We start from the raw sequence: 11,973 nt of genomic DNA, 5'->3' as shown, positions 1-11,973 counted from the left end.
GGTTCCTTATAACCCGGCTTTCAAACTGGCTTCGATGAATTTATCCAGGTCGCCATCCAACACGGCCTGCGTATTTCGTGTTTCGACGCCCGTACGCAAATCTTTAATTCGGGAATCATCCAGCACGTAAGAACGAATCTGGCTGCCCCAGCCGATGTCAGACTTGTTGTCTTCCAGCTGCTGTTTATCCGCATTTTTCTTTTGCATCTCATACTCATAAAGCTTCGCTTTCATCTGCTTCATGGCCTGATCTTTGTTTTTATGCTGGGAGCGGTCGTTCTGACATTGGGTCACAATGTTGGTCGGAATGTGGGTAATACGTACCGCAGATTCCGTTTTGTTGACGTGCTGACCACCCGCGCCGGACGCGCGGTATACGTCGATACGCAGGTCTGCCGGGTTAATTTCGATTGCGATGTCATCGTCCACTTCCGGATACACAAACGCGGAACTGAAAGACGTATGGCGACGGCCACCGGAGTCAAACGGGCTCTTACGCACCAGACGGTGAACGCCGGTTTCAGTACGCAGCCAGCCAAACGCATAGTCGCCGATGATTTTGATGGTAGCGGATTTCAGGCCTGCGACTTCGCCGTCAGACTCTTCAATCACTTCCGTTTTGAAGCCTCTGGCTTCAGCCCAGCGTAAATACATACGCAGCAGCATGCTTGCCCAGTCCTGCGCTTCGGTACCGCCGGAGCCCGCCTGAATGTCAAGATAGCAGCTGGCGCTGTCGTATTCGCCGGAGAACATGCGACGGAATTCAAGCTGTTCCAGCTTGCCGGTCAGCACATCAAGTTCTGCAACGGTTTCGTTGAACGTGTCTTCATCGTCAGCTTCAACAGCCAGCTCCAGCAGGCCGGTGACATCTTCGGCACCCTGCAGTAACTCGTCGATAGTTTGAACGATAGCTTCCAGTGCGGAACGTTCTTTACCCAGCGCCTGTGCGCGTTCAGGTTCGTTCCAGACGTCCGGCTGTTCGAGCTCGGCGTTTACTTCTTCGAGGCGTTCTTTCTTGGCATCATAGTCAAAGATACCCCCGAAGAACGACTGTCCGCTCGGACAGGTCCTGAATGCGGTTTTTAACCGGATTAATTTCAAACATGATTTTTCGCGTCTTACGTTAGATTCGGAGTTGGCCCAATGCCATTCGAACCGCCGATTCTAACGGAATTAGCGGTCTTTTTATAGCAAGGAGCCGTTTTTTTGCAGGCTTTATTCGGGATGAAAACCGCTTATTTCGGCCATAAATGTTCGATGATCAGTTGAACGCTGCGATTTCCCCGAAATTCATTGATATCCAGACGGTATGCCAGCTGCACTTCACGAATGCTGCTGTCCGGCCAGAATGTCGGATCGATATTAAACGCGATACCGTCGAGCAGCGGGCCGCCACCCAGCGGTTCGATCATCAGCTTCAGATGGCGCTCTTTCAGAAGCTTTTGTTGCAGGATACGGAAAGTGCCGTCAAACGTCGGTTCCGGGAATGCCTGCCCCCACGGGCCGCCATTGCGCAGCATTTCCGCAGTATCAATCGTCAGCTCATGCGCGGAAAGTTCGCCGTCCGACCAGACCACGCCTTCAAGATGCGACGGATCCAGCCATTCGCCGACCAGTTCGGCGAAACGGTCACGAAATTCGTCGAATTTACCTTCTTCGAGTGATAAACCTGCCGCCATCGCGTGGCCACCAAACTTCATCATCAGGCCAGGGTTCAGCGTATCAATACGTTCCAGCGCATCGCGCATGTGCAAACCGGCAATCGAACGGCCAGAACCTTTGAGAATACCGTCACCCGCAGGCGCGAACGCGATCACCGGCCGGTTAAAGCGTTCTTTCAGACGCGAGGCCAGAATGCCCACCACGCCCTGATGCCACTCCGGATGGTACATCGCCAGCCCGAACGGCAACGCGTCAGTGCTGCGCTCAAGTTTGTCGCACAGCGCCAGCGCTTCAACCTGCATCCCCTGCTCTATTTCTCGGCGCGTTTGGTTCAGCGCATCCAGATCACTGGCCAGTGCACGCGCCTGACCAATGTCTTCGCTGAGTAACAACGCCACGCCGACGGACATATCATCGAGACGTCCGGCGGCATTCAGCCGTGGCCCGAGCGCGAAACCCAGATCACTGGCGCACAGCGTGCGCGCTTCACGACCGGCAACTTCCAGCAGCGCACGAATACCGGCACGGCATTTCCCCGCGCGAATGCGGTTCAGCCCCTGATAAACCATGATGCGGTTATTGGCATCGAGCGGCACAACGTCCGCCACCGTGCCCAGCGCCACCAGATCCAGATGTTCCGCAAGATTCGGAACCGCCAGATTGTTTTGCTCAAACCAGCCGCTTTCGCGCAACGCACTGCGCAGCGCCAGCATCAGGTAAAACGCGACGCCAACGCCCGCCAGAGATTTAGACGGGAACTCACAGCCGTGCAGATTAGGGTTAATAATCGCTTCTGCGTCCGGCAACGTTTCGCCCGGCAGGTGATGGTCGGTGACCAGTACCTGGATGCCTTTGGCGTGCGCAAGCTCCACACCGGCGTGCGATGAAATCCCGTTATCGACGGTCAGGATCAGCTCAGCACCGCGTGATGCCGCCTGTTCTACTACTTCCGGACTGAGGCCGTAGCCGTCTTCAAAACGGTTCGGCACCAGATAATCCAGATTACCGCAGCCCATACTGCGCAAAGAAAGCAGCGTGAGCGCCGTGCTGGTTGCGCCATCGGCATCAAAATCGCCGACGATAATAATGCGCATCCGATCGCTCAGGGCTTTTTGCAGCAATTTCACCGCAGTATCGATGCCATCAAGTTGCTGATACGGCAGCAAACCTGCCGCGCTGCGCTCCAGTTCCTTGCTCTGCTTAACGCCACGGGCCAGATATAACCGGCGCAATAACGGGGAAAGTTCAGCGGGAAGATCCACGCCAGTCGCCACCTCACGGCGGCGAAGTTGAGTCTGCAAGGTCACGAAAAATCAACCACCGGTTTTATGTGAAGGATCACGCTGGTCAAGCATCGCGGCCATTTCTTTTGGCGGCTGATAACCGGGGATCAAAGTACCATCTTCCAGCACAATGGCCGGAGTCCCTGTCACGCCAAACTGCACGCCCAGCTCGAAATGTTTCGCGATATCGCTGCTTTTGCAGGTCGCTTCCGTAATCTCATCACCCCGCATCGCTGCATCAAAACTGGCTTTGCGATTGCCGGTACACCAGATGGATTGCATATCTTTTTCAGTTTTGGAATTCAGGCCCTGGCGCGGGAACGCCAGATAACGCACGGTAATCCCGAGGTCGTTATAGTCCTGAATTTGCTGATGCAGCTTGTGGCAATAGCCGCAGGTGATGTCCGTAAAGACGGTGATCACGTGCTTCTCGTTTTTAGCCTTGTAGATAATCATCTCTTTTTGCAGCGCATCGAGTTTTTTCACCAGCGCCTTATTGGTCACGTTGACCGGCTGACTGCCGCTGACATCGTACATCGGGCCCTGCAAAACGTGTTTGCCGTCACTGGTGATATAAATGACGCCGCTGTCGGTGGAAACCGCACTCAGGCCGTTGACCGGCGTCGCCTGAATGTCGGCATTGTTCATTCCCAGCTTGTTCAGCGTGGCTTTGATTGCCGCGTCGTCAGCCTGTGCCACGGAACTTATACACGCAGCCAGAAGGGTCAGCAGCATTAAACCTTTTTTCATCATTTCGTCCTTTTTCCCTGGCACGTCACGCGCGGGGATGATGTTGTTGATGTAGCAGTTTGAGTCGTTCAGTCGCTACATGGGTATAGATTTGAGTCGTTGATAAGTCACTGTGACCTAACAACATTTGCACAACGCGGAGATCCGCACCGTGGTTTAACAGATGGGTTGCAAATGCGTGGCGCAACACGTGGGGGGATAACCGTTCCGCATCAATACCGGCAAGGATCGCATAGTGTTTGATGCGATGCCAGAATGTCTGCCGCGTCATTTTCTGCGCCCGGCTGCTGGGGAACACAATATCCAGAGACTGACCGTTCAGCAGCCACGGCCTTCCGTGCTCGAAATAATTCTCCAGCCAGTACACCGCTTCTTCGCCCATCGGCACCAGCCGTTCTTTGTTGCCTTTACCGATCACCCGCACCACACCCTGCCTCAGGCTGATATCGCTGAGCGTCAGCCCGACCAGTTCGGATACACGCAAACCGGTGGCGTAGAGCAATTCGAGCATGGCTTTATCGCGCAGTTCGAGCGGAACATCCACTACCGGCGAGGCCAGCAGCGCATCAACCTGGGCTTCGCTGAGATCTTTCGGCAAACGCTGCGGAAGCTTCGGCGAAGACAACAGCGCCGTCGGGTCGTCCTGCCGCACAGATTCACGGTTCATATACTGAAACAGTCGGCGCATCGCGCTGAGCAAACGTGCTGAGCTGGTTGCTTTATAGCCGCCTTCAATGCGCTCAGACAGGAAGGATTGTAAATCCCCGGCACTGACGTGCAACAAATCTGTCTCATTGTGATGCATCCAGCCCAGTAGCGATTTCAGGTCCTGACGATAAGATGAAAGCGTATTTTCTGCGAGATTGCGCTCAATCCAGAGCATATCGAGAAACTGTTCCGTCAGGGCCTGATCGGCCTGATTGACGGCTGGCGCAGCCTGTTCAGGCGTTATCTCCTGATGGCCTGCATTATCTTGTTTTGGCATCCCGACTCCTGTTGCTTGCGTACAGACGACACCCGCCATTATGCCTTTCATTCACCCAAATCTGCTACACTGCCTGCCATTCGTATTCTGATGACGTTATGGCAGCAAGCATGAAAATTGGACTTTTCTACGGTTCCAGCACCTGTTACACCGAAATGGCCGCGGAGAAAATTCGCGATATTTTGGGCGAAGATCTGGTTGATTTGCACAACATTAAAGATGTTGAGCCCGATAAGATGGAAGACTACAGCATCCTGATCCTCGGCATCCCGACATGGGATTTCGGCGAGATTCAGGAGGACTGGGAAGCCGTCTGGAATGAGCTGCCTACGCTAAAATTGCGCGGAAAAATTGTCGCCATGTACGGCATGGGTGATCAGCTCGGTTACAGCGAGTGGTTCCTCGACGCGCTCGGCATGCTTTATCATCAGCTGGTTCCGCTGGGCGTTCGCTTCATCGGTTTCTGGCCGACGGAAGGTTTCGAATTCACCAGCCCGAAACCGCTCAGTGCCGACGGCAAACATTTTGTCGGCCTCGCACTCGACGACGTCAACCAGTTTGATCTCACCGACGAGCGCCTGCAACAGTGGTGCGAACAGATCCTGCTGGAAATGGACGCTCTGCTGTAGCCCTTACCGGACCAGCAAATACCTCAGCCCGGTTCAGCCGGGCTGCGCGGATCAGCGCGCAGCAATATCTGGCGCAAGTGCCGCCATTCATCCAGCCCCATACTGTCCGACGCCAGCCATAGCCGTTGTCTTGAGCTGCGCATCGCCTGCGCCAGCCCGCCTTTGCGTTTTTCGCGGCGCAATGTCAGCAACACGCCGCTGCTTATCATCCAGACCGGCTGCTTAATTTGCCATTCATGGCCACGCCACAACAGGCGATTATCCTCAAGCAGGATAATTTCGCCGGTTCGGGCAGTAATACGCCGCTGGCTGCGGATGCATTCAAACAGCACCAGCAAAAGCAGTGCTATCCATACCGGCCAGTAACCCGCAGGCCAGGGTGCCAGCAAAATCAGTAACATCACACCACCGTAAGACCCCAGTGAAATGAGCTGACTGCGCCAGGACACCCTGAGATCACATCGCCACAGGGCCACGGGCTTTGTTTCGAGTCTGAATAAGGGCAATCATGCGTTGTAATTCTGTGTCTTTCGGTTCGCCGTGGTTCATCAGCCAGTTGAACAAATCCGGATCGTCTGAGGTCAGCAGGCGAGCAAACAGTTCTTTGTCGGCATCGGTCAGCGAATCATATTCATGCTCAAAAAACGGCATGATGGAGATATCCAGCTCGCGCATACCGCGACGACAGGCCCAGTGAATACGGGAACGGTTATTGATATCCAGTTGGTTTTTGCTTTCCATAATGAGACTCTTTTTGGGGATACAGAATGAGAATTCTTTTATATAGAAAGCGATTCTATCAGCCGTCAGCCGTCATAAGTAACTTTTCAGTGCCCTGTTTTGTCAATCTACGTGATGTGCCGTAAAACCTGCTGCAAACCTGTCGCTGGCTTTACATTCTCTGGAAGGCATCCCGTAAAAGGCACCAATAACTGTTTTCAAAGCCGGTGGGCTCTTTTACCATGAGGCATCAGTCACATTTCATTGACCGGGATAAGAAAATGGCTAACGCATTCCCCTTTCCACCGCAAAAACCTTCAGCATCTTCCCATCTGCCGCTGACCCTGATTTCACTGGAAGACTGGGCTTTAGTGACCATAACCGGTGCCGACACGGTGAAATATCTGCAAGGTCAGGTGACCGCTGACATCGATGCGCTGGCGGCCAACCACCACACTCTTTGCGCACATTGCGACGCCAAAGGAAAAATGTGGAGCAACCTGCGTCTGTTCACGCGTGGCGATGGCATGGCCTATATTGAGCGTCGCAATCTGCGTGACACTCAACTGACAGAGATAAAGAAATACGCGGTATTTTCGAAAATTACCTTCACCGCCGATGATGACGTGGTGCTGCTCGGTGTGGCCGGTTTTCAGGCCAGTGCTGCGCTCACAGGGTTATTCTCGACGCTGCCAACAGCAGAACAGCCGGTTGTACAGCAGGATGAAACGACTCTGCTGCATTTCTCCCTGCCCGCCGAGCGTTTTCTGATTGTCACCAGTCCGGAAAAAGCCCGTCAGGTGGTGGAAGAACTGGGTGAACAGGCGCAGCGCAACGACAGCCAGCAGTGGCTGGCGCTGGATATTGAGGCCGGTTTCCCGGTTATTGATACCGCCAACACCGCGCAATTTATCCCGCAGGCCACCAATATTCAGGCACTTGACGGGATCAGCTTTACCAAAGGTTGTTACGCTGGTCAGGAGATGGTTGCACGCGCGAAATACCGTGGTGCGAACAAACGCGCACTATACTGGCTGTCGGGTAAAGCCTCGAAAGTGCCAGCGCCGGCAGACGATCTCGAACTGCAACTCGGTGAAAACTGGCGTCGTACCGGCACCGTGCTGGCTGCAGTTCAGCTTAGTGATGGCACCGTCTGGGTTCAGGCAGTTCTTAACAACGATCTGGAAGCCGACGCCAGCCTGCGCGTTCGCGACGATACAACCAGCCATTTAAGCATCCAGCCTTTACCGTACTCACTGGAAGAAACCAAATAATTCGGCATTTTCTGCCGCCTTCTTCATGACCGAACGGTTAAAAGAAGGCGGCAATTCTCAATGTGATATCTGGCTTACGCGTGGTGATGTTTGCCTTTCTGATTAAGCAAATCGACATACGCCTGATCCACCAGTTCCTGCCGGTCGATCCCCAGCCGTTCAAGCAGCTCCTCAGCAATCGCAATACCCTGCTCCGGTGTTTCGCTATCGTCGAGCACCACTTCGAACTCCAGATAATCGCCCAGCCCTTTTACACGGTCGAGATGCAAACGAGTTTGCCCGAGCATGAAAAGCGTGCGTTGTTTGATAACCCTGCCTGCCGCGCCGTACGCCAGTGTGAGCGTTTCACGCAAACTGTCAGGATCGTGAGTTTCAGAAAGCGTATAGAAACTGGTTTTCGGCCCTGCCTGATCCGGGCGCTGATAGAAGATCAGTTCACCACGATCTGCCGCCAGCGTGCGCAGTTTCAGGCGGCCGTGCGGGCAGATAAAAAAGGTATCATCCTGTTCAATAATGTCCGGCAGTCCGTCGGATATCAGCGCAATCTTTTCGTACAGCGCGGAAAAATCATCAACCTTCGCTTTAATCTCAATATTTCTGGCCATCGCTTACTCCCTTAAAGTTGACTCTTTTTTACGTGTGTTTAATGAACCTTTGTTGACCTTACCGTGACAGAATGCTCCGCCGCAAGGAGGTTTGATCTCGCTTACTAAATACGCAATCAAAGGCTGCAAAATCAGGTCAGGGTGCTACCCTGAGTGAGGTTTTTGGAAAATTGAGGGAACGATGATGACCAAAATTGTAACGCTGACTCTGGCACCTTCACTCGACAGTGCCACACTGACGCCCAAGATTTATCCTGAAGGCAAACTGCGTTGTACTGCACCGGTTTTTGAACCGGGCGGAGGCGGAATTAACGTCGCCCGCGCCATTGTCCATCTCGGCGGGCAGGCGACAGCGCTGTTCCCGATTGGCGGCCCGACCGGCGCGCATCTGGCGCAGTTATTGCGCGATGAAGGGATCGTAACGGATACGGTGGAGACTCAGGACTGGACGCGGCAAAACCTGCACGTTCATACCGAAAATACCGGTGAGCAATACCGGTTTGTCATGCCCGGTGCGCGGCTGACGGAATCCGAATTCGCCAGCCTGAGTGCAAAAGTCGAAAATATTCCTGCCGGTTCCCTTCTGGTGATCAGCGGCAGTCTGCCGCCCGGTACGCACATCAATGCGCTGACCGATCTGATCCGCAAAGCGCAGGACGCCGGTTTACGCTGCATTCTCGACAGCTCCGGTGATGCACTGGCCGCAGGCCTGAAACTGGGTGGTCTGGCGCTGGTGAAGCCGAACCAGAATGAGCTTTCGGCGCTGGCCGGGCGTCCGCTGGAAAACCCGGGTGACGTGCTGGCCGCAGCGCAAAAAATTATCCGCGAAGGCGGCGCCGAACGCGTCGTGGTTTCGCTCGGGCCGCAGGGTGCGCTGGCCGTTGATGCGCACGGCGCATTCCAGGTGGTTCCGCCGCCGGTGAAAAAAATGAGTACCGTCGGTGCGGGTGACAGCATGGTGGGGGCGATGACGCTCAAACTCGCGGCGGGCGCTGATCTGCCCGACATCGTGCGCTTCGGCGTTGCAGCAGGCAGCGCCGCGACGCTGAACATCGGTACGCGGTTGTGTTCCGATAAAGATACTCAGCAGATTTATCAGTATTTATGCCAGCAAACAACGGCGTATTAATGCCCTGAATGCGTTCCGCGAGGCCTTCTGACTTCGCGGCGCGTAAATTCTTTGTCACACCTTCACGTATTTCCTTTCATTAGCAGATAAACTCGCAGCATCGGGTGTTGCATGCACCTTTCACATCTCGCCAGAAAAGGCCGGAGGCCAGAGTCCAGAATGATATGGATTATGCTTGCTGCAATTGTTGTGGTTTTTATTGTGGGTTATTGGTTTATGACGGCAGACACCCGTAAAGCGAACGATTCTCTCGCCAGTCTGTTAAAAATTAAGCCGGTTTACATTGATTCAATGCTGCTGGAAATGGGCAAACGACAGAGCCAGATGTTTATCCGCTCAATCAGCGGTGGCTATGCTGAAGAGATCCGCAAAGCGGCCTACGTTGTTTTTATTTATCACACATTTATTAAAGATCCTTCTGAAGAGAACGTTGTCCGCTGGCGGAACATTCTGGTGCGTGCGCACCTGCCGCCTCAGCTCAGCAGCGAGCACGCCGAACTGGCGCTGTTCTACTTTGCTGAACTGGACATCGAGCCTTTTGAACTGGCGCAGTTTCGTCGCGATTACAACGAAACCTATAATCAGATCCATCTGGTGTAGATGTAAAAAAGCCGCTGAGTCAGCGGCTTTTTTGCGTCTGCGATTGATAACTGATTATCTGAACACGTTATCCAGATAACTGGCCAGGATCTGGCGCGAGCTGAAACCGTGGCAGATGCCGTAATACGTTTCGCTGTCGCTCGAGACATCCAGCGGGAAATTTTTGTAAACGCCGCTGCTGCGAAACGATGCCGTCGGCTCGGCAAAACGCTCACTGCGTTCTTTCATCGCCGGGTGTATTACCAGGGCAGTCCGGCCAAACCGCGCTTCCCGGTTTACATACACATAGTGTTCGCCACGGCGATAACCGTAGGCTTTATCATCAATATAATCGCGTTCAAATCCGGATGTTTCTAAAACGCGTGCCACTTCATCTGGCCGTAAATACATGGTTGCTCCTCGCTTCTTTAACCGCAAGGCGACCTTACCGCAATAAGCCTGCCAAACAATGCCTAAATCCTGAGTTTTGGCGTATTTAGGATTTATCTAAACTCAAATACCCTGCGCTGAAGAAGGCTATTCAGCGGACTTTTGTGTGTCGGTTTGCAGCCATATTTTGAGTGTCAGCAGCCACGCCACCACCACCATAAAGGCCGCTGCCAGATAAATAGAAGGCGTGCCAAGACGGGAAATAATCAGACCGGCTACCGGCCCGGTGATGCCTAATCCGAGATCCAAAAAGGCGGAATACAACCCCAGCGCCGTGCCCTGATTCTGTGGTGGAACCTGTTTCACCGCCTCGACGCCCAGCGCCGGGAAAATCAGGGAAAAACCAGAGCCGGTGAGGAACGCGCCCAACTGGACAGACAGCGGATCGTGCCCCTGCCAGATCATCAGCAAGCCCGCGATTTCAAAGACAAAAGACACCAGCGAGACCCTCAGGCCACCAAAGCGGTTGATCATGTTGCCGAAGACCAGACGCGCGCCGACAAAACCGAGGCTGAATAATGTGAGGGTGAACGCTGCGCCGCTCCAGCCTTTATCCGCGTAATACAGCGTAATAAAGGTGGCGATAACGCCGAACCCGATGGTCCCAAAACCGAGCCCCAGACCGTACAGCCAGATACGCCCGACCACCGCTTTGAAGGCAATGCGTTTACCGGCAGTGACAGAAATCGCCGCTTTCAGGCAGGCCAGAATGGCGGCAATGGCGGCGGCCACAACAATCAGCACGGCCACGCCCATCAGGCCAAACCTATGATTGAGCATAACGCCGAGCGGTGCGCCCACGGCCATCGCGCCGTAAGTTGCCACGCCGTTCCACGAAATCACCCGCGCGGTGTGTTTGGCCCCCACTGCGCCAATTCCCCACAGTGTAGTGCCGGTGCTGCCAAAACTTTCGCCCACACCGAGGAAGACGCGTGCCAGACACAGCAACAGCAGGCTCGCCAGCGGCCAGTCGGTCAGGAAGTACGCCGCAGCGTAGAAAATGCCGCTTATGCCACAGCAAATCAGGCCGAAAATCACCACCCTTTTCGGCCCCAGCAGGTCGGCATAGCGCCCGGCGTGCGGACGACTGATCAGGGTAGAAAAATACTGGACGCTGATCACCAGACCGGCCAGCACGGAGTTATATCCGAGCGTGTTATGCACAAATCCTGGCAATACCGCGAGCGGTAAACCAATGGTCAGGTAAACGACGAACGTAAACAGCATGAACGACAGAATGCGTTTATTGAGCTGTGCGTTAGAGCGAAACGAGCTTAAAAACATGAGCAGGACCGGCGTGAAACGCGACGAATGGAATGAATAGCATAAACAGGTTTTGGAGAGGATCAAACGTATAGCGACGCAAAAAATGTTATTGGCTGTAACGTTCAAAAGCATTTGCAGAGAAATCTGAACCGCGTCACGTAAAGCCGCGCCCCGCCTGAACTTTTTCGCCAGCCATATGACCTGAAAACCCCCTTTTTCATAGCCCGATGTTCTCAAAGAACCGTCGGGTACAACATTTTGGTCTATGCTTTTATTCATAGCTAAACGAAAGCATTAGCGAAACGAAATCTACAGTTCACAACATGGAGAGACAGAATGGCTAAGAAATTAGAAAAGACGATTGATCAGGATCTGACCTTACTGGCTGACACGCTGGATGAGGTGCTTCAGTCCGCAGGGAATAAATCCAAGGACGAACTGGATAAAATCCGCAGCAAAGCTGAAGGTGTTTTACGTGATGCCCGTTCACGTTTCAACGGTGAAACCCTGACTAAGCATGCCCGTGAAGCCGCCGCAACGGCTAACGACTACGTGAAAGATAACCCGTGGTATGGCGTAGGTGCGGGTGCCGCGATCGGTATTGTCATCGGTGTGTTGTTGGGACGTCGATAACGTAAGAG

14 protein-coding genes are annotated in these 11,973 nt (G+C 53.9%); 5 read left to right on the top strand and 9 right to left on the bottom strand.

Annotated features, from left to right (window positions below; genetic code table 11):
- Positions 1 to 6: 6 nt before the first annotated feature.
- From prfB to xerD, 4 genes are all read right to left on the bottom strand, one after another.
- A protein-coding gene (prfB, locus tag ACM5QY_RS08385; RefSeq protein WP_416120159.1) for a peptide chain release factor 2 occupies positions 7 to 1,105 on the bottom strand; the annotation gives its coding sequence in 2 pieces (ribosomal slippage) (positions 7 to 1,029 and positions 1,031 to 1,105; 1,098 coding nt in all).
- A gap of 130 nt (positions 1,106 to 1,235) precedes the next feature.
- The gene (gene recJ, locus ACM5QY_RS08380) at positions 1,236 to 2,969 is read right to left on the bottom strand and encodes a single-stranded-DNA-specific exonuclease RecJ (RefSeq protein WP_416120157.1); all 1,734 of its coding nucleotides are present in this window, start codon (positions 2,967 to 2,969) and stop codon (positions 1,236 to 1,238) included.
- Positions 2,970 to 2,975: 6 nt separating this feature from the next.
- A complete protein-coding gene (gene dsbC / locus ACM5QY_RS08375; RefSeq protein WP_416122849.1) occupies positions 2,976 to 3,695 on the bottom strand; it encodes a bifunctional protein-disulfide isomerase/oxidoreductase DsbC in 720 nt (239 codons plus the stop codon).
- A 25-nt stretch (positions 3,696 to 3,720) separates the two neighbouring features.
- Positions 3,721 to 4,680, bottom strand: a complete 960-nt coding sequence (xerD, locus tag ACM5QY_RS08370) for a site-specific tyrosine recombinase XerD (RefSeq protein ID WP_416120156.1) — start codon at positions 4,678 to 4,680, stop codon at positions 3,721 to 3,723.
- Between the two features lie 110 nt (positions 4,681 to 4,790).
- Between xerD and fldB the strand changes: the two genes are divergently transcribed.
- The gene (fldB, locus tag ACM5QY_RS08365; protein ID WP_416120155.1) at positions 4,791 to 5,309 is read left to right on the top strand and encodes a flavodoxin FldB; all 519 of its coding nucleotides are present in this window, start codon (positions 4,791 to 4,793) and stop codon (positions 5,307 to 5,309) included.
- Between the two features lie 23 nt (positions 5,310 to 5,332).
- Here the strand turns inward: fldB and ACM5QY_RS08360 are convergent, their stop codons facing one another.
- On the bottom strand, positions 5,333 to 5,785 hold the full coding sequence (locus ACM5QY_RS08360; protein ID WP_416120154.1) for a protein YgfX: 453 nt from the start codon (positions 5,783 to 5,785) through the stop codon (positions 5,333 to 5,335).
- Positions 5,766 to 6,032 (bottom strand): FAD assembly factor SdhE, encoded by a 267-nt coding sequence (gene sdhE, locus ACM5QY_RS08355; protein ID WP_416122848.1) that lies wholly within the window; start codon positions 6,030 to 6,032, stop codon positions 5,766 to 5,768. The genes ACM5QY_RS08360 and sdhE overlap by 20 nt, the downstream gene beginning before the upstream one ends.
- A 278-nt stretch (positions 6,033 to 6,310) precedes the next feature.
- Here sdhE and ygfZ point away from each other — a divergent pair, with 278 nt between their 5' ends.
- Positions 6,311 to 7,303: a tRNA-modifying protein YgfZ gene (gene ygfZ, locus ACM5QY_RS08350; RefSeq protein WP_416120153.1), complete on the top strand. Its 993-nt coding sequence runs from the start codon at positions 6,311 to 6,313 to the stop codon at positions 7,301 to 7,303.
- Positions 7,304 to 7,377: 74 nt separating this feature from the next.
- Here the strand turns inward: ygfZ and ACM5QY_RS08345 are convergent, their stop codons facing one another.
- Positions 7,378 to 7,908 carry a class IV adenylate cyclase gene (locus tag ACM5QY_RS08345; RefSeq protein WP_416120152.1) on the bottom strand — a complete coding sequence of 177 codons (531 nt, stop codon included), beginning with the start codon at positions 7,906 to 7,908 and terminating at the stop codon, positions 7,378 to 7,380.
- A gap of 184 nt (positions 7,909 to 8,092) precedes the next feature.
- Between ACM5QY_RS08345 and pfkB the strand changes: the two genes are divergently transcribed.
- The gene (gene pfkB, locus ACM5QY_RS08340; protein ID WP_416122847.1) at positions 8,093 to 9,037 is read left to right on the top strand and encodes a 6-phosphofructokinase II; all 945 of its coding nucleotides are present in this window, start codon (positions 8,093 to 8,095) and stop codon (positions 9,035 to 9,037) included.
- A gap of 159 nt (positions 9,038 to 9,196) precedes the next feature.
- Positions 9,197 to 9,637 carry a DUF1198 domain-containing protein gene (locus ACM5QY_RS08335; RefSeq protein WP_416120151.1) on the top strand — a complete coding sequence of 147 codons (441 nt, stop codon included), beginning with the start codon at positions 9,197 to 9,199 and terminating at the stop codon, positions 9,635 to 9,637.
- Between the two features lie 54 nt (positions 9,638 to 9,691).
- Here ACM5QY_RS08335 and ACM5QY_RS08330 read toward each other — a convergent pair whose 3' ends face one another.
- Complete coding sequence (locus ACM5QY_RS08330) at positions 9,692 to 10,027, bottom strand: DUF2002 family protein (protein WP_410150564.1); 336 nt, start codon at positions 10,025 to 10,027, stop codon at positions 9,692 to 9,694.
- 126 nt (positions 10,028 to 10,153) lie between these two features.
- A complete protein-coding gene (locus ACM5QY_RS08325; protein ID WP_416120150.1) occupies positions 10,154 to 11,350 on the bottom strand; it encodes an MFS transporter in 1,197 nt (398 codons plus the stop codon).
- A gap of 318 nt (positions 11,351 to 11,668) precedes the next feature.
- Between ACM5QY_RS08325 and ACM5QY_RS08320 the strand changes: the two genes are divergently transcribed.
- Positions 11,669 to 11,965, top strand: coding sequence for an ElaB/YgaM/YqjD family protein (locus tag ACM5QY_RS08320; RefSeq protein ID WP_104924533.1), 297 nt, complete (start codon positions 11,669 to 11,671; stop codon positions 11,963 to 11,965).
- Positions 11,966 to 11,973 lie beyond the last annotated feature (8 nt).

This window comes from Rahnella sp. PCH160 (genome assembly GCF_047784855.1).
Taxonomy (GTDB): domain Bacteria; phylum Pseudomonadota; class Gammaproteobacteria; order Enterobacterales; family Enterobacteriaceae; genus Rahnella.
Note: the sequence above shows the minus strand (reverse complement) of the source record. Positions and strands in the feature narration are given on the sequence as shown.